This is a genomic window from Arthrobacter glacialis (assembly GCF_002909445.1).
Taxonomy (GTDB): Bacteria; Actinomycetota; Actinomycetes; order Actinomycetales; family Micrococcaceae; genus Specibacter; species Specibacter glacialis.
Genome location: NZ_PPXC01000013.1, coordinates 76714 through 97258 on the forward strand (window position 1 = coordinate 76714; position 20545 = coordinate 97258).

Annotated in this window: 23 protein-coding genes; 4 read left to right on the top strand and 19 right to left on the bottom strand. The window is 56.8% G+C overall.

Annotation, left to right across the window (positions count from 1 at the left end):
• Window positions 1–47: 47 nt before the first annotated feature.
• The 19 genes from CVS27_RS15445 to CVS27_RS15535 form a co-directional block, all read right to left on the bottom strand.
• On the bottom strand, window positions 48–899 hold the full coding sequence (locus CVS27_RS15445; RefSeq protein ID WP_103466737.1) for a hypothetical protein: 852 nt from the start codon (window positions 897–899) through the stop codon (window positions 48–50).
• A 109-nt stretch (window positions 900–1008) separates the two neighbouring features.
• A complete protein-coding gene (locus CVS27_RS15450; RefSeq protein ID WP_103466738.1) occupies window positions 1009–1227 on the bottom strand; it encodes a hypothetical protein in 219 nt (72 codons plus the stop codon).
• Window positions 1220–1843 (bottom strand): hypothetical protein, encoded by a 624-nt coding sequence (locus CVS27_RS15455; RefSeq protein WP_103466739.1) that lies wholly within the window; start codon window positions 1841–1843, stop codon window positions 1220–1222. The genes CVS27_RS15450 and CVS27_RS15455 overlap by 8 nt, the downstream gene beginning before the upstream one ends.
• A 266-nt stretch (window positions 1844–2109) precedes the next feature.
• The gene (locus CVS27_RS15460; RefSeq protein WP_103466740.1) at window positions 2110–2775 is read right to left on the bottom strand and encodes a GNAT family N-acetyltransferase; all 666 of its coding nucleotides are present in this window, start codon (window positions 2773–2775) and stop codon (window positions 2110–2112) included.
• Between the two features lie 71 nt (window positions 2776–2846).
• Window positions 2847–3677, bottom strand: coding sequence for a hypothetical protein (locus tag CVS27_RS15465; RefSeq protein WP_103466741.1), 831 nt, complete (start codon window positions 3675–3677; stop codon window positions 2847–2849).
• Window positions 3677–4270 (bottom strand): prepilin peptidase, encoded by a 594-nt coding sequence (locus CVS27_RS15470; RefSeq protein ID WP_165788323.1) that lies wholly within the window; start codon window positions 4268–4270, stop codon window positions 3677–3679. The genes CVS27_RS15465 and CVS27_RS15470 overlap by 1 nt, the downstream gene beginning before the upstream one ends.
• Before the next feature lie 53 nt (window positions 4271–4323).
• A complete protein-coding gene (locus CVS27_RS15475) occupies window positions 4324–7602 on the bottom strand; it encodes a bacterial transcriptional activator domain-containing protein (RefSeq protein ID WP_103466743.1) in 3279 nt (1092 codons plus the stop codon).
• 96 nt (window positions 7603–7698) lie between these two features.
• A complete protein-coding gene (locus tag CVS27_RS15480) occupies window positions 7699–8883 on the bottom strand; it encodes a DUF8462 domain-containing protein (RefSeq protein ID WP_165788324.1) in 1185 nt (394 codons plus the stop codon).
• Between the two features lie 99 nt (window positions 8884–8982).
• On the bottom strand, window positions 8983–9480 hold the full coding sequence (locus CVS27_RS15485; RefSeq protein WP_243400220.1) for a hypothetical protein: 498 nt from the start codon (window positions 9478–9480) through the stop codon (window positions 8983–8985).
• A gap of 467 nt (window positions 9481–9947) precedes the next feature.
• Window positions 9948–10445, bottom strand: a complete 498-nt coding sequence (locus CVS27_RS15490) for a hypothetical protein (RefSeq protein ID WP_103466746.1) — start codon at window positions 10443–10445, stop codon at window positions 9948–9950.
• A 161-nt stretch (window positions 10446–10606) separates the two neighbouring features.
• Window positions 10607–11029, bottom strand: a complete 423-nt coding sequence (locus CVS27_RS21670; RefSeq protein ID WP_103466747.1) for a pilus assembly protein TadG-related protein — start codon at window positions 11027–11029, stop codon at window positions 10607–10609.
• Window positions 11030–11034: 5 nt separating this feature from the next.
• Window positions 11035–11487, bottom strand: coding sequence for a TadE/TadG family type IV pilus assembly protein (locus CVS27_RS21315; RefSeq protein ID WP_306418507.1), 453 nt, complete (start codon window positions 11485–11487; stop codon window positions 11035–11037).
• Entirely contained in the window at window positions 11472–11861 is a 390-nt protein-coding gene (locus CVS27_RS15505) for a TadE family protein (protein WP_103466749.1), read from the bottom strand. The genes CVS27_RS21315 and CVS27_RS15505 overlap by 16 nt, the downstream gene beginning before the upstream one ends.
• A gap of 17 nt (window positions 11862–11878) precedes the next feature.
• Window positions 11879–12097: a hypothetical protein gene (locus CVS27_RS15510; protein WP_103466750.1), complete on the bottom strand. Its 219-nt coding sequence runs from the start codon at window positions 12095–12097 to the stop codon at window positions 11879–11881.
• 111 nt (window positions 12098–12208) lie between these two features.
• Entirely contained in the window at window positions 12209–13075 is an 867-nt protein-coding gene (locus CVS27_RS15515) for a TadC protein (protein ID WP_103466751.1), read from the bottom strand.
• Window positions 13075–13902 carry a type II secretion system F family protein gene (locus CVS27_RS15520; protein ID WP_133162951.1) on the bottom strand — a complete coding sequence of 276 codons (828 nt, stop codon included), beginning with the start codon at window positions 13900–13902 and terminating at the stop codon, window positions 13075–13077. The genes CVS27_RS15515 and CVS27_RS15520 overlap by 1 nt, the downstream gene beginning before the upstream one ends.
• A gap of 38 nt (window positions 13903–13940) precedes the next feature.
• Window positions 13941–15518, bottom strand: coding sequence for a TadA family conjugal transfer-associated ATPase (locus CVS27_RS15525; RefSeq protein WP_103466753.1), 1578 nt, complete (start codon window positions 15516–15518; stop codon window positions 13941–13943).
• The gene (locus tag CVS27_RS15530) at window positions 15515–16348 is read right to left on the bottom strand and encodes a P-loop NTPase family protein (RefSeq protein ID WP_103466754.1); all 834 of its coding nucleotides are present in this window, start codon (window positions 16346–16348) and stop codon (window positions 15515–15517) included. The genes CVS27_RS15525 and CVS27_RS15530 overlap by 4 nt, the downstream gene beginning before the upstream one ends.
• A gap of 1 nt (window position 16349) precedes the next feature.
• Window positions 16350–16958 carry an SAF domain-containing protein gene (locus CVS27_RS15535; RefSeq protein ID WP_103466755.1) on the bottom strand — a complete coding sequence of 203 codons (609 nt, stop codon included), beginning with the start codon at window positions 16956–16958 and terminating at the stop codon, window positions 16350–16352.
• Between the two features lie 210 nt (window positions 16959–17168).
• Here CVS27_RS15535 and CVS27_RS15540 point away from each other — a divergent pair, with 210 nt between their 5' ends.
• The 4 genes from CVS27_RS15540 (at window position 17169) to CVS27_RS15555 (ending at window position 20545) form a co-directional block, all read left to right on the top strand.
• Window positions 17169–17483, top strand: coding sequence for an ArsR/SmtB family transcription factor (locus tag CVS27_RS15540; protein ID WP_103466756.1), 315 nt, complete (start codon window positions 17169–17171; stop codon window positions 17481–17483).
• A gap of 226 nt (window positions 17484–17709) precedes the next feature.
• The gene (locus tag CVS27_RS15545) at window positions 17710–18126 is read left to right on the top strand and encodes a hypothetical protein (RefSeq protein ID WP_133162952.1); all 417 of its coding nucleotides are present in this window, start codon (window positions 17710–17712) and stop codon (window positions 18124–18126) included.
• A gap of 338 nt (window positions 18127–18464) precedes the next feature.
• Window positions 18465–19304, top strand: a complete 840-nt coding sequence (locus tag CVS27_RS20570; RefSeq protein ID WP_133162953.1) for a hypothetical protein — start codon at window positions 18465–18467, stop codon at window positions 19302–19304.
• A gap of 305 nt (window positions 19305–19609) precedes the next feature.
• On the top strand, window positions 19610–20545 hold the full coding sequence (locus tag CVS27_RS15555; protein ID WP_103466759.1) for a ParA family protein: 936 nt from the start codon (window positions 19610–19612) through the stop codon (window positions 20543–20545).

The following is a 20545-nucleotide window of genomic DNA, read 5'->3' on the forward strand; positions in this document are numbered from 1 at the left end:
CCTTTGTTGGTTTTACCGGTGTTTGAACTGCTGGGGTTCTCTATGAGTCAGAGGGGGTGGAGAGAGGCGCGTTCTTCATCGGTGATGTCGATGTGGAGGGCGGCATGAATGGCCGCTGCATGCGTGGTCCTGGTTTGGATCTCGTTATCGATTTGCTTGACCCTGGATGTCGCGGCCGCGAGCTTTCCTCCGAGTGTTTCAACCAATTCACTGTTGGTGTTCTGCGGGGTGTAGAACCTTGAATACTGGTTGATGAACGTGACTAGAGGGGCTTTCTCCTGCAGGAGGAGCGCGCAGTCCCATATGTCGTGGTGCCCAATACCTGGCGTGCTGCGGATCTGAGCTAGTTGATCGGCTTCAGGGTCCGGCAGGTTTCCGATGTAGCGGACTGATTCTGCGTGTGCGGTCCTCCATTCAAGAGCCGGCTGGGCTGCATTCAGCGCCCGCTTCCAGGCGAAACGACCCTGCCAGGTGATGAGCAAATAAAGTCCGATGCCGGTCACCCCCAGAGGGGCCAGAAGCTGGAAGAAAAACCCCATTGGTATCAACGTCGCCAGACGGTATATGAGGAACAGTGCGGCGATTCCCAGGACGAAGTTCAGGAGGAGGACGCTGCCGTCTTGGGCCCACCGTGGGGTCTTTAGCCAATCCCTGACCTGAAGATGCTTCATCAACGAGGGGTCTTTCTTGACCACAAATTCAGGTTCTTCCCAGTTGCCAACAAAGGTGTGTGGGGAATCAAAGTTGGCCGGCCAAGGATTGGACTGCCGCAACAACGCGGTCAATATCTGGTTCCGATACTTCGCCGGCACTTCAGGTGGCTCCCCCATCGGCCCAAGGATCAGCCCCCGTGCCGACCGGCCAGAGATCTTGAATTGGTGCGCGCTTGTGCTCTTCATATCTGAGGTAGGTGTCAATATGGAACCAGAACACACAAAAAAAGGGGGTGCCCCCTGCGCTTGGCAGAGAGCACCCCTGGACGGGCCAGCGCCCAAAACGGGGCTGGGACTAGCCCAAGCCTGCCTTCAACTCCTCAGGCAGGAGATCCACAACCTTCTGCACTTCCTGATCCGTGCCTTGCAAACCAGCAGCTTGCAAAGTCTCGACCAGATCCTTGCGATCTGGGACATGCCCGTTGAGACCGAAGACGGCAGCACAAGCAAAAGCCGTGCCCTCGAAGGGATCTCCCAAAAGATCTCCGCTCAAAACTTTCAATTTCTTAGTCATTGCCACCACTTCCTTCAATAATGTTTTCAATTCGGTTTCTCTGTGAGGCGTCTACCTCAACCGAGTCAAACGTCTGGGCATCAAAGAAGGCCACCTGCCCATGAGCTGCTGACAAACGCCGAGCCTCCTCAGCAGACTGTGCCTTAGATGAAACATCGAATGACACAATCCCCGTCTCAGGGTCATGCCAACCCCCAAAGAAGTTCCCCTCCTGCCCCAAAACTTCCCGCTTCTGGCGCGCATATCTCATCACCGATTGCGGATTCACAGAAGCGATCGGGACCGCCACCTCATGCTCCGGATGCACACTGACAAAAAATCCTGCCGCCTCAGCCGCTCCTGTCCTGGGATCAATGGTGAACCCACCATCAGGCTCATTCAGCTGTGACAGTGCTTCAATGAAGTTCTTCCGCTTCTCTTCCTCCGTTACTTCTACCGCACCTACAACGTCCTTCTCACGAGCAATATCTGCCTGCTTTACCCGGTAAAGCCTGGTTCGCAGGGGATCTACAGACGGAGAGTTCGGATCCAAGTCGATGGCATCCCTCAGGCGCTGTTCTCCTTTGGGTGTCCTATCGCTGGCCTCCTTGAGAGTCAGCACTTCAGGGGCTTGCATGATCGGCCCGGCGCCTCCTCCACCGACTTGCTCAGATCCGTGGAGAGATCCTCCACAGGAGCAATGGCAGGTCTCCAAGGGTTGGACTGATTTTCCGCATCGACTAGTGTGCGCCATGGTGCACCTCCGCCAGGCGGCAGGGTGCCTGTGCCGTGTGGTCATGGTTTCGCATCTAGTGGTCCCCTCGTGAGTGGTTGCCCTCTGATGGGCTTCTTTCACACGAGGTAGGTCACCTTTTTGGATCCCAACCATGTTCACAGTCATGACTATTTTTCCGCTCCTCGTCCCGCGGTGTCCCACGCTGGATTGAGCATCATTTGTGTTTGCCCAATCTGCTGGAGCCCAAAGCGGTTATAGAACGGGATGAGTTCCTGGTTGGCTGCAATGCACCCAACGACAGCCCCTTGGCCGGCTAGTTCATCAACCGCTTCGTTGAGGAGCTTGGCTCCTGCCCCGGGCTGCGCCTCAAGGCTCCTCGCAAGTAGCGAGAACGTGAAAGCCTGCCTTCCATTGGCCGCAGCCTTAACGGCCTTACTGAGGGCAGCCTCGGATGCACCACGGCCGTGGTTCGGGAGGATTGAAAAGATGGATGCAAACAGCGCGCCGACGACGATGACCGTAAACAGGAGCCCCGGAAATGCCCTGAAGTCCCCCGTGATGGCGGGAAGGGCCGGAAGGAACAACATAAACACCAGCGCGGCCCCAACAACGATCCCTTTCACCGAGGTTCGACGCTGATCTTTGACCACAACGATGGCCTCTGATGAGTCCTGGTAAAGCACACCATCGACGGTCATCACCAAGGCGGTGAACAGGTGAGCGGGGTAGGCCAGAAGTGCCGGCCATTTGCCGGTGCCCTTCCTCCGTTGCGTAAAGGCTTGGGCGCTGATCCACGCGAGTGTTGGGACTTGGCCCAACGTTGCTTTTTTCATGCTTCACCTCCTAAATAAATGTGTTGATCTTATCACTATACATATATTGGGTTGACCAAGTCTAGATTCCCTCAATTTTCCTTGGGGATGTAAAGCGCAAAGTTCCGCGCTGCAGGTGGCCTCATGTACTTCTTTGCCGCTGCACTGACCTTCAGCTCACCGACTAAGAGCACATACGCTCCAATGAGATCTTCAACCCCGTTCAAGCCGTAGGCCTCAATGAGGTCATCCCGAACCTCATCTTTGAGAACAATGCTCATGTGTCTGGGGAAGCCTGTGTTGAGCCAGGTGATTCCCTCATCTGGGTACACCTTGGTGATCGTTCCCCAGTAACCACGCTCCTTGCCTGCGTCGCCTTCGGAGGCGTCGAGGAAAGGGATGAAGTAGTCACAGATCTGAACCTTGCCACCGCTTTTGGGTGTAGAAATGGTCTGCGTTGATTGCCGGTATTTTTCCGAGGTAGCAAGGTTGATGAGGATCTGACGCGCTTGGATGCTGGAGCTACTCTCTTGCCGTTTGCCCCATTTGATGAACTTGCCGGCTTTGTTTTCGGCGCCCCCGCCGACCAGACCCGTGACGGGTGTTTTGTTCGATGGCGGCTTGGGGAGGGTGAATTTCAGCTCGAAGTGGCCCCCGGGATTTTCAAGAACATACTTCTCCAGCGCTTCGGCACGCTCGCTTTCCTCGCTTGAATGAGTGGCCCGCTCACAACCTTCTGCGTGGGGACGCGCTCCGAAGCATGCCGCCTGCCCAGAGACGGAAGCCTTTCTGAAGAAGGCTTGGTTATGGCAGAGGTCGCACTCCAGTGCCGTTCGGTGCTCTGCGATCCATGACGCGGAATTTTTGTTGAAATCCGCTGCGGAGTACGTCTCGTTGTCAATGGTGTCGAGGGCGAGGTCCATCAAATTCCTGTCGGGATAAGAGCGAGGGCGAGGGCGATTGCGGTTCCGGCCACCATATATGGGGCCAGGGGGATTCCCGCTTTGGTTTCACCGGCCGGAACGATTGCTCGCCGCTGGGTGAAGTGCAGGATGAGTGCATGGGGAAAGGCCAGGACAAGGCCAAGGAGGCCCCCCCAGAGCAGTGGTGTCCATCCGGCGTAGGAGAGTGCTCCGCCGATTATTGCCGCCAGTTTCACATCGCCTAAGCCTAGATCTCCGAAGACTGCGGCGAGGAGGTAGAGCAGCCCCAGTGCGAGTGTGCCGAGGGTTGCTTGGCCCAGACGGGACCAGTCACTGGTGATGATGGTGGCGGTGATGATGGTGGCGGCCACGCCGCCAGCGTAGGGGATGCTGAGCGCGTCGGGGATCCGGTGGGTGCGGGCGTCGGTGACGCCGATTCTGCCTCCCTGGAAGGCTGTTATGCCCAGAAGTAACACGATGGCCCAGAAGGTGGTGTCGTTGCCTGTGACTGCGAGGATCCCCATGAGGACCACGGCCGTGGCCACCAGGATGGTGGTGGCCACGGCGGGGTTGATTCCGTCGCTTGTCTTCATTCGGGCGATTTCTCGCCCAAGGTAGTTTCGGGGCATGGCGTCCTCGGTCATGGTCAGGCGACGGCCCGGCCCAGGAGGGAATCGATGAGTTCCTGGGTCTTTACTTCGGGTTCGTAGCCATCTTCAAAGTCGTTGAGGAAGGTCTGGAGTTTGGTGACCATTTTTTCGATCCCGCTGCGGTCGCCGGCAACGTGTTCGGCCAGCATGGCATCACGCCACATGGCTTCGTTGGTGGGGTCAACCATGATTCCCTTGGCGGCTGCCAGGCGGCCATTTGCGGCTTGCTTGGTGCGGATGGATCGGTTGGCCAGTTCATGGGCTGCGTCGCAGATTGCGGCGATTATTTCCTGGCGCATGACTTCGGCCCAGGCGTAGTTGGATTCCTTGACCCCGGTAAAAGGCTGCCCGCGCACCAGGCGGAGGGCGGCGACCAGGCGCGGCGTGGGTGTCTGTGCCAAGTCTTCACCGATGAGATCGAGCCATACTCCCCAGTCAGTAAGGACTGAGTCATCGAGTCGGTACCCTTCCAACGCGGCATGGGGCATGTAGGGATCACCTTCCTTGTCTTGGCCCAGCCAGTTTCGGGTTTGGTTGGAGAGTTTGTTCCGGTTGGAGCTGGCCGTCTTACCTGCAGGGTCCTGGTTGGGCCAGAACGCCCGGTGGAAGGACTCAGATGAGGCGCCCGGGTTCAAGGCCAGGAATGCAGCCAAAGCCGTGCAGCGAGCAACTGTGGCCGTAGATACGGCCTGCTTTGCCGTGGTGGGAACTTCTCCACGGATGTTGCGAACGACGACCGGGCCCAGGATGCAAATGATGGGATCCAGGTCCTCTTGGGTTTCCTCGCCCAGCACTTCCCGCACGACTGCAGCCGTGGCGCCCTGCAGGGGTTCCTCGTCTGCCTGGACCGGGGCTGCTGCGCCGGCCTGGGTGAGTGCAACTTCCGGATCGGCAGTCTCCCGGACGGTTGCTGCCGCTTCGCTGGCATCCACCGAGATGGTTGGCTCATCAGCCACAGCGGAAGGGATCTCAGTCGATTCAGCGTCGAAGACGACCGTTTCAGGGACTGCCTCAAGATGCCGTACCGGCGTCTCAGCCGCGGCCTCAGCCTCGTCCTGGGTTGTCAGATCCTCCAGGGAAATTTCGTCGGGATCGATATTGCGCGCCCAATCGGGCCCGGGAGCATCAAGACCCTCAGTAGTTGCCAGGAGAGTAAGGATCTGGGCATATTCAGGGTCGCTGATCATTTGAGGTGTCAGCTGCAACCCGATAGGCGCCAACGTCGCGGTGGAGTGATCGTGCAGGCTCAAAGTCCAATCACCAGCCAGCTGGCCGGCAGTGACAGCAGCGATTCCCAACCGAGGAATGCGACTGACCAGATCTGCCAGCTCAGTGCGTGCCGGCTCGTCAGGCGTAGTGCCGAGAATGACAATTTCAGGGATCCAGCCCTGCGCATCAGTACCCATGGCCCGGGCCTCCTCAACCGAGGAAACACCAAGGGCAGCAAAAGCAGCTTCAGTGGCCTTGACCTTCCCACGAAGGCGGGTCAGAAGCGTGTCCATATCGTCCAGATGGCGCACACGACCAGTCCGCAGCGCGGCCGGCAGACCTTCAGCAATACCCACCAGGGTAATTTGTAGATCTTCACCCCAAGGCGAGCTCGCCATCTCAATGGCCATCGCATTCAAGGCCTGCGCCTGATGCTCAGCAGTGCCATCAATGTTCAGCGAACCAATAAACTCAAGATCCACCATGATGTGAGCACTATTCGCATCCTGCCCCAAAGTCACAAGAGCCGGGTAAGGCGCCGAAGGGATCCTGTTCAACTCAGGGATCGCAGACGCATCCAGAGTCCACACCGTGCCATCCCTCTCAGCACGAATGAAGGGCGCCGGCAACTCAGCAGGAGCCGCCAAATAGATGGCAATCTCATCCTGAGCCACACGGGCACTAAACATCTGCGGCAACGCAGTGTTAGTGTCCTGAGCCCATTCAGCCAAGAATTTCAGCCCAGCATCAAGATCAGCCACGAGCAGCGGATCCTCCACAGCGCGCATCTGCAGCTCAACCGTAGCCGAATCACCAGAAGGCATGTTGAGCCGCTTCCCGGGCTGACGGCGACGACGCTGACGCAAACGAAGCAGACCCAACACCGAGAGAATACCGGCACAAGCGATGGCACCCAACCCACCGATCGTGCGAGTGTCCAGAACTTCAGCGCTCGCGGCCTCTTGGGTTGTGGCTGCTGGTGCGGGTGCCTGATTGGTTTGGGTGTTGACAGGTGCGTCTTTGGTGACTGCGGGGGTGGGTGCAATTCCCATCCCGGCCAGTGCATCGGGCTGGGTTTCCTTGGCGGGCGCTGGGGCCTCCGGTGCGGGAGCCGGGGTTTCGACCACGGGTTTGGGCGTTTCCGGAGTTGTCGGCAGCGTTACGGCCGGCGCTTCGGTCATGGCTGCAGCTGTGGTTTCGGTGGGGATGGTGAGTTTCCAGCCTGGCTGGATGAGGTTGGGATCGGTGAGGTGCTGGCCGTCCTCTTGGACGGTGCTGGTTGAGGCATCGAAGATTGCATCGGCTTGTGTGGCATCTCCGAGGGCTTCTTGGGCGATGCCTGTGAGGGTTTCTCCCGGGGCCACGGTGCGGGTTGCAGTGGCCGGCAACTCGGTCGTGGCGGCGTCGGCGGGGAGTGTCAGCGTCCAGCCCGGGTCAATCCAGTGTTCCTGGGTGAGGGTGCTGCCGTCAGGCTGGATCTTGTCGTAGTTGAGCTGGGCGATCTCTTTGTAGCGGGTGCCGTCACCGAGGTGCTGCTCCGCGATCTTCCACAGTGAATCCCCTGTTTGCACGGTGTATGTGGGGAGCTTGCTGGCAGGGGTATCGGCCTTCTGTACGGCCTGTGTGGTGCTCGGGGTTGCGGTAGCTTCGGAGATCGTTTGGGGTGCTGAGACTGTTTGTGTGGGGGCTATGGATTCGGTGGCTTGGGCGCTGGGCGCTCCTGCCAGGGATCCAGCTGTTGCCGTGAAGAGGATGGCACCGATGAGTGCAGCTGCGAATGCTTGCTGCGGGCCGAGTCCACGGATTTGTGGGGCCTTGATACCGCGGAGGGCTGCGGGGATTTCGATGATGATCGAAAAGGCGAAAGTTGCCCAGGCGACCCAAGCAACCAGGGGGAAAAAGGTACCAAAGAGCAGCTTTCCGCCGTAGTCAGGCTGCGACATCATTCCCTGCAGCACCTCGAGCGGTGGCAGGGGGTTGCCGGCGAGCATGATCAGCGCGGCAGGGATTCCTGCCACGAGGATGATGAGCAGTAGAGCTGCTGAGAGGCTCTTGACCATTCTCATGATTCCTCTTTCCTTTGCGGCCACACGGATATAGGCCCACTTTTAGGGTGTAGGTCGCTTTTGTGGGCGTTAGCCATGAAAGTTTTTGACATCGTTTTAACCCAGGACTCTGTTGATGAAATCAGCCATGCCAGGAACGGTGAAAGCTAGTTGGCCGCGCCGTGGTGAGTAGACCAATCCTGCTTGGATGAGGGTTCGTCGAGGCATGGAGAGAGTGGTTTGGGGTTTGCCTAGGCGGGTGGCCAGTTCGCTGACCATGCTTGGTTCGTCGTTGTCGGCGGCCATGGCTTTCATGAATTCTTGTTGGTTGTTGGTTGCTCGTTCCCAGCGTGCCATGTACAGGCCGGCGTCTACTTCCTCACGGGCCCGCGCTATGCCGAGACGCGCGTCTTCGGCATTGATGGTTCGGGATGCTGCCACGTCCCAGACGTGCTTGCCGCATGCCTGGATGAAGTAGGGATAGCCCTGGGAGACGGCGAGAACCTGTTCTAAGGCGTCTTCGCCCCAGGTGACTCCTTCTCTGCGGGCAGGGGTCACTAGGGCGTCTGTGGTCGCCTCAGGGTCCAGCAGCCCCAGGGAACGGTAGAGGTACATGCGTTCGGCGTAGCTAGAGGCGTCTGCCATCACGGCCGGCAACGATGGCAGGCCAGCTCCGATGAAAATGACCGGGACAGGTTGGGGGTCCTGCCCCAGTTGGTGGAGGGCGACGTTGAGGGCCATGAGGTCATCGCGATCTGCTTCTTGCAGCTCGTCGATGGCGATGAGCACACCGATACCGGCCGCCCGCGCCCCCTCCCCCAACGATTGAAGCAGTTCGGCCAGGTCTGTGGCGAGCTGGCCGCTATCGGCCTGTCCACTGGCTGCCTGAACGTCGAACCCGAAGCTGTAGGCACCCGCTGGGTCAATGTTGATTTGGAATGCCTTGAAAACACTGAAGGCTTCGCGGAATGATTTGCGGACCTTTTCTGGAAGCTTGGCGACTTTACGCAGGGCCACATAGGTTTCATTGGCGAGCTGAGATCCCAAGGAATGCGATCCGCTGGCCTCAATCTTGATGGTCACCCATCCTGCAGCTGAAGCCTCACGGGAACATTGATTGAGCAGGACCGTCTTTCCAACGCCGCGCAACCCGGAGATGATCCAAGGTCGATCTCCCATTTGATCCCTGGTGACTGTGGAGAGCAGGCTTTCATACTCCGACATGACAGCGGAACGACCGGCCAGTTCGGGAGGCACTCTCCCGGCGCCGGGACGATAAGGGTTGGCAGCATTGAGGATCATAAATCCACCTTTATCCATCTTTATCAAAAAATCAAGATAATTAAGGATAATGTTTGATAGAAGGGCGGATAAGTCCATGCGCACCACCCCCTCACCCTTCTACGGGTTGACGTTCACCGTCTGCAGCTCCCCCACACGAATCTGCGTCTGTGACTGCGTTGTCGTGCCAATGACACCACCGCCTCCACCGGTACTGGTCCACACCACTTCCCAATTGGACATTGCCGTCACACCATAGGGCTGAGCCCCGTCACCCGGTGACATTTGCGAGTACCTGTGACCGCAAGTGGGACTATCCGTATTGCCATATCCCTTGACATACGGAGTACCAGCATTCGCGCAAACAACCGTCTGACCATCACCCATGGAGTAGGCGATATTCGCCACCTTTGCCGTAGCTGTCACAGTCACCCCACCCAGGGTGGCTGACTGAACATAGGGGCCAAAGGACAACGGGGTTTGGTTCTCAACCCAAAGCCAGACAGGCAGGCCGACAGCACCCTTACCTGAGGCTTTGGTGGTCGAACCGATAGCGACTCCTTCAAGATTGAAGGTCTTCACCAAGGCAGCAGCGGCCTGCGCCGGAGTCAACGTCATCACCCCAGCGGGCGGTGTCGTCAGCCATTCATCGCGACTGGTCCCAAACTCAATGCATGCAAACATCGAATCCGGATCACAAAACACGGACCTGCTGCACGTGTACCAAGCACCATCACCTGCACTCGCCCCCGCAGGAGCTGCCTTTTGATTATCAGCAAGCTTCCAACGGCAACCCGTGGAAGCATCATAGGAGCCATCCTCGTTACTGCACGGGATCTCGTACTTCTTCTCCTTGGGGTAACCCTCTGCATAGCAAGTCGTCGGACCCGGAGTAATACCCGTAACCGGATCAGTGGACCCACCACCAGTTCCACCACCAGGAGTCTCCGGCGTCGGAGGCGGCGCAATTTCGCAGACCCCCCACTGATTGCATTCAGTGTCGCCAGCGGCGATTGCCAATGACGCAGAGCCCAACATCAACGCAGAGATGAATCCGATTACAGCACCTACCGCTGTCACCCTTTTCAACATGCGATCACCCCCGATGGGGTCGGATAGCGCGAAACGAACCACTTGCCTGCTGCCGGGTCAAACTCGACCTCAACAGAATTGATCGAGCGTAGAACTGAGCTCATCTTGGCAGGAGAGCCATCAGCATTGGTCCCGGAGACGCCGGAGACATCGTTACAAACAGTGAGTCCCACAAACCCGTCCTTCACAACCTTGTCCCCCGACTTATCAGTGACGGTCAGGTCTGAAGAAGTCGCCTCCGTTGCCTCGAAGCCTCTCTTCCCAGTGAACGTAATCTTCTGTTCCGCCAGGTTGGCAGCCGAGTCAACAACGAACGTCCTCGCCTGACCAACAGCCACCGCATTGATCCGATCTGAGCCCTTCCCACCATCGTTGAGAATCTCATCCGAAATGGCCCAATACTGCTTGGCTACGGCAGTAGCCTGAGCAATCGCTTCCTTCGAATCCTTTGGGGCCACCTGGGTCGCGCCCGCCGTCGGAGTGGGGGCCATAGTCGTCGCGGGCGCCGTGGTGCTTGCACTGGGTGAGTCTGAAGGCGTGGGACTGGGTGTTGTGCAGCCGACAAGCAGAATCCCACTGGCTACTAGGGCAGCCACGGGGACCAAAGACCTCCGCAAAAAGTTCCTTTTGGTTTTCATTGGTACGGCCCTCTCTAAGGTCCACTCAGCAGTTGAGCTGAGGCTGATCCAGTCCCCGTCAGGGTACTGACGAACATGGATAGGAATTTGGTTCGGTAGTTCTTTTGGGCAGTCACAGTAACGGTACGACCGTTGACCTCAACAGTTCCCTGGAGTCCTGCTGCTGCAAGATACTGACGGGCTGAAATGGCAGCTTGACCAGAACTGATTTGGACAGGACCGCTTGCTGGCAGCTCAGGATCCGCACCGCCATTGGCTCCCGCTCTTGCAGCTGCCTGCGCCACTGATGTTGCCTGCTCCGAAGCTTGTATTTGGCCGGCAGTATCAACAACCAAACCCACCACGAGGATTAGGACTGGTACCAGCAGAACAAAAGTCACGGCAGAGTCCCCGCGCTGAGCCGAACGACGAAGTTTGGCAAAAAGTCGTCTCATCATGCCCCTCACCTTTGCCTGTACGAATCGACCGGGGAGATGGCCGAGCTAGTCAATGATTTCTCCCCAGGGATCCCTGGAATGCCAATGTCGCTAAGGTTTGCAACGCAGGTAACCGTGGCCCTCACCGTTCCGAGTTGTCCAAGAGGAGCCCGAAATCCCGATGTATCAATATTGATCGTCAACGTGGAACAACTAATTCCTTGTTCAGCTAAGACACGACGTGCGGCACCTTCGGCGTTTGCTACTGCACCGGTTTGCGTCCTTGCCAGTGACGCATCCCGAGCTGCTGCGACTGCAGCGCTCTCCACCACATTGCCGGCAATTGAGACCCGCCCAGCAAAAAACAGGAAGCCAACGACCAACAAAATCGCTGGGGCAATGATGGCAAACGACACCGAGGAGCTCCCAGACTCGCTTTTAAGTTTGAACAATCCCCAGAGCTTCATCGGTTGACCCATCTTTCGGTAGGACCCGACACCGTCTGAGTAATGATCGGGCCATTCCAACCCGGGATGAATGTTGAAGCGTGACCAGTGACTGTCACACTCACTACATTTGCATGCCTGTCCACGGATATTGACACCCCATTCAAGCTTCCCTGGTGCTGATTGATGACCTGGTTTCCAGCAGTCACGCCACTTCCCACAGTTCCATTGCTGGCACGCGAGTTGTTATAAGCGGCCGAGGCCGCGGCATGTGCGATGTTCTGCCCCTGGTACCACATCGCCCCTTGAATGATCCCGAAGAACATGACGAGCAGAACGGGGAAGATCAGCACAAACTCAACGGGCGCATTGCCGCGCTCATTGTCCTGCTTTCCTGTTTTTGCCATTTTCTTCAATGGATCCTCTACTTGAGTTGTGCCAGCTTGGAGTTCACGAAGGCCGTGACTGCGATGATGACCAGGGCACAGATTGCGATGACTCCAATGAGGATCAGAACCCACCCTGCCGCGCCGTCCCCAACCTCGGCGCGGACGCGGAGTTGGTTGAGCTTGGATTCCATTGAGGTGCGGAATCCGAGGATGTGGGCTTGCACCACCAAGAAGAGTTTGGTCAGGGTTGTCATGATTGCTTCCTTTGGTTGTTGTGATTGGTTGGGAAATATTGGCCTATTTGAATATTTCATGGAGCACTTCCCTTTATGCAAAAGGTAGGTGTCGAAAACTGAGGCCAGCCATTAGATCAGGTTCAACAGCAGGGGGGTTAGAAGCACCCCACCGAAGACCAAAGCCAGGACCGTGGTCAACATGGACACCTTGGCGGTGGCTTGGCTTGCCAGGGTGTGCTCCTCGTTGAGCATCTTGATACGCATGCCCTGACCTGCCGAGCGCAATGCCTCATAGACCGATGCGCCTTCATCCCCTGAGAGTCGAACAATCTTTGCCGCCTCTCCGAGTTCAGGGACAGCTATGTCTTTGGACAGCGTTAGAAGGGCGTCCCACGGTTGGGTGTGGTCATAGCGCGCGCGGGTCAGTTCCTGGTTAATCCTGATGAAAGCCCAGGATTTGCCAATCGATGCGGCCACTTCAAGAGCAATTGCGGGTGGCGCCCCGCGACGCCGTTCGGCGGCCACAAGCTCAAGGTAGACGGCCACGTTGCGAACAAACTCTTTTCGTGCAGCAACGGCCTTATCTCGGAGAAACAGGTCAGGAAGAAACCAGCCTAATGCTGCCGCAATAAGTGCCAGGAAAGCGGGTACTGCGAAGGGGACGAGGTTGACAGCCTGTGCCATCAGTCCGAACAGAATCACGAAGACGAAACCCGCTGCTGCGGCTGCCGATTTGTTGAAGATGAATTTGTTTGTGGTGATACCAACCAGCGCAAGATCACGCTCAGGAATAGCGAATCCACGCATGGACGGCAGACGCTGGATGACCCAACCTCCAACTCGAGCCTCAAGTGTTCGGCTTTCTGCAGAGTTCGTTGTCCCTGTAGCTCCAATCCGGGCAAGTGCCGGCCCCAGCTTGGGCTTCGAGGGGAGAGCCTGAGCTACCACCAAGGCAAGCGCGAGGCCGAGTAGTGATCCGCCAATGAATAGAGCCATCAGTTTCTCCTTCCACTGTTCACAAGCATTCGGGGTACATGACGGGGAGCAACCATCTGCTTCATCGCCACCAGGAGCAAGGCAATGATCCCCAGCCAGCCGGCAAAAATTATCTGCCCGATGGGGGTTTTATATGGTTCTGAGAAGGTGCTCATGAGCGGGATTGCCAGAAGGAGAAAAACGGTCAGACCAGTGACAACCCTTGCATTTCCTCTTGGTTTACTTCGATCTGTGGTTACTTCTCGACGTACCCGGACCTCCTCAAAGACTGTCTGAGACAGGTCATTGAGTGCGTTAACCAGACCCTGGCCCCGCTGTTTTGCTGCAAGCAGCAAGTTCATGACAACCAAATCTCCGGTGGGGTCATTGAGGTCGTTTGCAAATTCCTGGAGCGCGTCAGCAGTTGGCCAGCGGCCTTCCAACCTGGCGACCAGACGGGAGACTTCCGGGAAGATGGCAGGTTGAGCATTGCTGAGGGAGGCTGTGATTGCACGCTCAAGGGGTGCCCCTGTCACGATCAATCCGGAAAGCCCCCGCGTCCAAGTCTCAATGGCCGCCAGTCGTTCAGTCTGACGTTTTTCTCCGTGGTCCGAGAAGATGGTTGGTAGCCCAAGAAGCGCAAGTGGAATGGCCACGACGAAGATGATCCATCCCGTGAAGAACCAGAACATCACGCCTGCGATGACCCCCGCCAAGAGAAGTAGCTGGGTCCGTCTGGAGAGGCCTGCCCTAAAGCGCTGGACAAGATTCTGGATGCGTCCTGGCGCCTTGGCTTCATCTTGCTCAGACGGGATGAGCGAGATCAACGCGGCGAAGATTCCGGCCAAGACGATGACCACACCCAAGGAGGCGAGCAGGGCTGAATTCACTGGACACCTCCCTGGAAACGGCCGTGATCCAGTCCAGCTCGCTGCAGATCGTGGAGGAGTCTTTCTCGGGTGGGCAAGCGGATGAAACGCGCCTGGTTCTCGCCGGGTGAAAGCAGGAATATGTCTTGGGTGGTTACGCCGCGTTCACCTTCCGCTGCCATCACTTCACTGATGTGGGTGACTTTCCTTTGGGTCGCACCGTTATGATCAATGATTTTGCCCATCTGGACAACGAAATCAATGTGGCGGCCGAGCTGCTCAACCATGTATGACTTTCCGTAACGCTCAATGCCCAGTCCTGCCAGACGGTCAATGCAGTCATCGGGACCGTCAGCGTGTGTGGTGCTCATGGTGCCGGCCCCGGTTTGCATTGCATGGATCATGGAGACAATTTCTGGACCACGAACTTCTCCCACCATGATGCGTTGAGAGTTCAACCGAAGTGCTTTTTCCATGCACTGTTCCAAGGTGTACTCACCAGGTGAGTTGCCCTGTGCATCGCGTTCCCCTGTACCTGGTCGATACTGCAGCGAGAAGGGAGGGACTACGCGACCATGCAGCTTCTTGAGGTGGAGCTCACGCTCCTTTTCGATGGTGACGATCTGCTCCATTGGGCCGATTTTTCCTGCCATCGCACGCATCAGGGTGGTCTTCCCGTCGCCTCCCTCGCCACAAATGACGAAGGTTTTCCGTGCCTTGACGCCTATTTCGAGAAAGTGCGCTTGATCTGCAGTCAATGTCCCAAACTTGGTGAGCTGCTCAAGGCTGATGTTGATGTATCGGTGGATACGCAACACCGCCGAGGGGCGCTCTGCAATTGGTCGGGCAATGGCGGCGAGACGCACATATCCAAGCAGGTCCATGTCAAGATCCGGGTGAGCTGAGGAGAATGATCTGGCCTCTTCCCCGTTGCGGTTGGCAAAGAACTGCAAATCTTCCATCAGTTGCTCATCGGAAGATGCGATTGCTGGTTTGCGAACCATCGATCCATCGCTGTATTCGGCAAACACTTGGTCAAACCCATGGATGTGTATGTTCTCAACATCGGGGTCCTCGATCAAGGCCTGATAGCGCCCCAGCCTAAACATCTGGTCAAAAACGGCCTTGACGACTTGGCCACGGTACTCCGAGGACCAGATTTCCCTCTGGCCGGCAGAACGCAGTTGCTCATCAACATGCTCATTGACGACATCGATAATGTGCTGGCGCCCCATCTCCTCCTTGTCCTCGTCGGAAAGGCCGTGACGGCCATCCAGTGAATTGACCTGGCGATCTACTGCCTTGCTGCGAAGCATGGCAGTAGCGGCCCAAAAAGGTTCGTCTCCCACTACAGGCAGGTTCTGAGTCTCGGCCGCTGTTTCAATGTCAGCCACCAGCTGGTTGATGTCGTCGTCGGAAATCCTCAAGGCTCCAGACATTGAGTCGCCCCCTGCCAGGTGAGCAGTCGCGCCTGCAGGAATAGCGAAAGTCCCCTTGGGCCTAGCCGACGATTCCTCGATTGCTGGGGTCTGGCGGAAGAATGGCAAGCTCGAAAGGTCAACGTTTGAGGTGTATTCATCATCTGTGGTGCTCATGCTTGCTTGACCTCTTCCTTGGGTACCGGGCGGCTACCAAGCCGTTTAGTTCTATCTAGAATTTGCGAGTCGACAGAGGCCGCCAGAGCGGTGAGCGCTGAGGATAGTCCTGTGCGTTTGAAATTCTTGGCCTTGGGAACACCGAGTGAATAGACAGCAGCCGTGCTGGGATCCCAGGGCATCTTGCCCAATACAGGGACGCCCAACTGCCGCTCAATATCCCGGCCTGAGTAGTTCCCTGTCACTGCTTCCATAAGCACAAGACCCAAATGCTCTCCGTGGCCAACCCTCGCCAGATTTTCTTTGAGTTCATCAAGTTGTCCGATGAGGGCGCCGAGGTCAGGTAGTACAGGACGAGTCAGAACCATGACGCTGTCTGACATCTGCATCAGCGGTGTGCGAGGGTCCCCTGGCACATACCGGCCGGCATCAACAATGACATCAACACCGCTATCTCCCTGTTGGGAAAGAACGATGGCCAGATCCGACCAGAATCCAGTCATGCCCTTGCCAGCGCCAGTGTTGGAAATTCCCGAGAGTAGGTATTTCCCTCGTTGGTCGCCATCGCGTCCAAGATCTTGGACCAAAGGCACCAGTTGCTCCCACAGAATGTCGCTGGAGAGTCCCTGCCTCTGTGCCTGAACTGCCAAGGGCAGGAGACCGCGGCTGTTGTCCAGTTGGCCCTGCATGAATCCGGGAATCACACTGCTGGGTTTTGAAGTGTCGGCTTCGACCACCATGACCGGCCGCGGCCAAACGTCTGCCAGGCCTACTGCCGTTGAGGTGATCCCCGGCGATCCTGCGCCGCTGCAAAGAAATATGGCTGCCATGCTATTTACCTTCCTCAGTCAGAGGATCCAGGATCAAGCCTGCGTTTCCCGATGCTGACCACGCCACAACTTTGGGGGCGTCATCAGTGGAGACAACGACATCGACAATGATCAACCCTTTGACGTCATCCAAGGAGGTCGAGTCAACTACTCCGGAGATGGGAGGCGTGTTGAGATCTGCTGTTGCACCTTGGGTGGGGGTCCTGATGATGCGAACACGGTCCCCGGCCTGCAGTGGCCTGGAAGGGGCCTGTGAACTTGCCAATCCAACGCCAACAACGGAGGTGCCGGTTTTTACGCCCAGGCTCTCTCCTACGTTCTTAGAGGTCACCAAGGACCCTTCAGGAAGGTCCACCAAAGCCTTCTGCCCGATCACGGTTGATGATCTGTCCGCAGGAACGGCCTCTCCCGCCGATTTCTGGACGACATCAATAGTCGTTAGGTCGCCAGAGCCAATGACGGCCCCACGCGCCAGGTCTGTCTTCACCACCAACACACTCACCTGCCCGTTTCCCGACATTCCGAAATAGGTAAGGAGCCCCCCAACCATCGCCAAGGCTATGCACAGGGCGATGAGCGCCGGCTTCTTTCTAGCCAGTTGGGAGGGCATTTGGAAACCCTTTAGCTCTTTGGGCCGGCTTTCTTGCCCATCGGCTGCAGACCGGCTTGTTTTGCGTGACTCACGCGTACTGATGGTGCTCACGTGAGCTCCTCCTTGGGTTCGGGTCCCCCAACAAGGCGTTGAGGTAATCTTAAAGTCAACTAGATAAATGAAGTATACAGTAGCCGTAGATCTTCCGTCCTACGGCATGATGGAAGCGTGGTTAAAGTGATCAATGCCAATCTAGGCGTGCAGGTAGAGACGGCCATCGCAGTTTTTGGCACACCTACACGTGTGGGGATTCTAAAATTCCTCCTCGATGAGGGCCCTTCCCAGATGGGCTCTATCACCAAAGGCGTGGGCCTAACGAGGGCCACGGTGGTCAAGGCCATCCTGGCGCTCGAGGAACTTGGTGCGATCACCGCAGACATCCCCCTTGAGCGCAGGGCAGGCAAGCGTGTCCTGTACAGGGCACACGTAGAACTCATTGAGAACCTACTCGGCGCTTTGAAATCCGCTCTAACCACAGATTGACTCCTCCCCCACTTTTTTCTTCATTGGGGGTAGGTATCGGATCTCGCTGGCAGCCACAAAAATAGTTCCACAATCACTTGTCCCCCATAGTTTCTGCTCGTTAAGTGTGACAGCTTGGCCAAGGACATGAAATCTGATGGCGTAGGGCTAGTGCTAGCGTTACGACACGCCCAACAAAACCCGGAAATATGCCGCTTAACACTAGCGCTAGGGTTAGAGTCGATTTATGACAACAATCCGTGGACGCCGCCAGCGCGGCGCAGCTATGGGCAACGTCTCTCTTTTCGCCACCCTTGAGCCTTCGGTTAAGGCCAAGCTAGACACCATTGCGAACGTAACTAATCTGTCCCTGGGCCTTGTCCTTGAAGAAATTATCAAGAACTCCCCAGAAACCAGCGACGTTTCGCTTAGGCGCCGCAACCGCGGTGAAGCTAGCGGATATGAGGGCTTAGCCGTAACAATCCCCGCTACGACGAAAGCCAAGCTGAGGCGACTACAGCATGCCTACGGATCTCCAGAAAAGCCCGCTTCTGAGGCAGTTCTGGTTGAGTTGCTCATCAAAAACAGCCAACTAAGTGGTGCCGGGTTCCCAACATGGTGGTCCACGTACCAGGAGGAATTGCCCATCAAGCGAGCAATTTAAAACAAAGAGCCCCGCTCTAACGAGCGGGGCTGCTTAGAAAAGTATGGTTGGGCGAATGCTTGCCGGCTGGACCCAACCTTTCAGATAGCTCCATCTCTGGGGCTTTCCCTTGTCCTTCAATCTGGAAGGTCCCTTTTATGGTACCCCTATGCCCTCAAAAAGTGCCAGCTCATGAACCAACATGCACCATAAAACACCTCACTGTTGTCCTATTGGCTGGAGAAGTCCCGACCTGGTCAACACGATCTCGATGGCTTCTAAGCTGCAGCCTGGCAGCATTGCTCCCTGAAGGCGTGAAGGCACGCAAGCGCCTCGGAGGCCTGAGCCATAAGGCCTTCATGAAGGTAATGCGCGTCGATGCACTAACCGCCGACCATATAACCGGGCGTAATGTCCGGACCTCCCATTCAACATGCGCAAAGAAAGCCGCAACGTCGCCTGCCCTGGTCAAAAGATCCCGCCAAGTGGCCGAATGTCTAGGCCTGATGACGACCGTTGACCGCGGTCGCTACCTGACCCAGGAGGAGCGCCAGCAAGTCTTGAAGGAGACCGGATTTGGCTACACAAAGAAAGCTTCCACCCGTAGCCTGACCATGACCCGCGAATGGGCAGTGCAGACCGCTACCGACCACCTACCACGTAGTGGTTCTACTATGAATAAATCCTCCTTAAGAGGTACTAACCAAAAACGCTCACGCGTTTCAGCCGCTTCGCGGATCAATGAAGAAAAACCAACAAAAAACACGCCAAGGCCACTCCCCCGAGATCTCTCAACACAAAAACTTGCCGCTGGGCTTGAACGCCAGCTGTTCTGGCTCACCGGCTTTGGTCACATTGGAAGACTCTGTGATGTCTTGACTAATTCCGGCCTCAACCCGGCCACATGGACTCCCTCATCGCTGTCCAATGCTTTGAACGCCTTTACTGCACAGCGCGGGTGGACAACCCCTCATAAGATCTCTAACCCCTTGGCATACCTGAGCTTCCTCCTTACCGCGGCATCTCTGGATAACGCCTGGGAGACGTTCAACCCCCAGAGCAAGGCTCGGGAGGCCATGAAATCGACTCAGGCGGCCAAGGAAGCCTTGGAAGCCCGCAATGCGCCTGAACACAAGATCAACCTGCGAGCAGGAATCGCCAAGCTGCGGGAGGTCCTGAAGACTTCAAAGGTCGTTTAGGACCTTCACGAGGTCCTAAACGACCTACCCGTTAGCCCTGAAGAGACAGACTCAGGGTAGTTACCTTTAGAATTACCGATGGATATAAGGCCATAAATCTTGTTGGATAACATGCGGTACATAACGTTTGAAGTGTTGCCATATGTACCGTGTTTGATAATGCCTAACCTGAGGCGTCATATCGTACTTGGCGTAAAGTGTGCATCTGTACCGTAAATCAAGAATGATATAGGACGTGACCTAACGGGGTAGGTGGGGTAGAATTTGTAGTGAGATTGTCAGAACTCACTACCGCAGGAGATAGCATGACCAGTTCATTCTTTAAGCCGATGGAAGAGACCCAGCACGTTTCCCAAGCCCTTGACAGGGTGGTCGCTATGGCCAATGGGAAGGGGGGAGTGGGTAAGACCACCGCCACGGCAAACATCGCAGGCACGGCAGCACTTGCCGGATACAGGGTTCTTGTAATCGACTTGGATCACCAGGGAGATATGAAGAGCGACCTGGGATATGACAAGCAGACCGGTGAGGAACTCCTGGCTGCCCTTATTACCGGAGCGACTCCACCCATCCTGAAGGATGTGCGAAAGAATCTGGACGTTATTGCAGGAGGACCGGCACTCGAAGACATCGCTGCGATCATGGCGGTCCGGGCAGGACGAGATGACTCCTCAGACTTTGGAGACATGCTTTATAAGATGCTCGCCCCCATCGTTGACGACTACGACTTGATCCTCATGGACACTCCGCCCGGCGACAAGGTGATTGTTGAAGGTGCCTTGTGCGTATCAACGGCCGTCATTATTCCAACGAAATCCGATGATGGCAGTGTGAACGGTGTTGAGCGTATGGGCAGACGTTTCCAAGCTGTTCGACCACGCAACCCTGTTCTTCAGGTCGCTGGCGTCTTGCTCTTTGCTGTTGGGTCAAGGTCCCTCCGCTTGGAACGTAGCGTTCGGGAGAAACTGGAAGGAATGCTTGGAGAAGCGGCCCCGGTTTTCGTCACGAGGATTAGAAACCTGGAAAGTGCCGCTGCGGACGCGAGAGATCGAGGCCTGTTGTTCTACGAGCTCGAAGGAGCAGCCAAAGGCGAGAAGGCTGTGACTCTGGCTGCGCTGAAGGCGGGGGAGAAGCCCGCACGCGGCATGTTTACCTCCAATGCAAGCGCTGTGGCTGCAGAATTCGAGGAACTCACTGGAGAAATCCTCACGCGGTTGAGCGAAATTAAGGGAGTGCAGTAA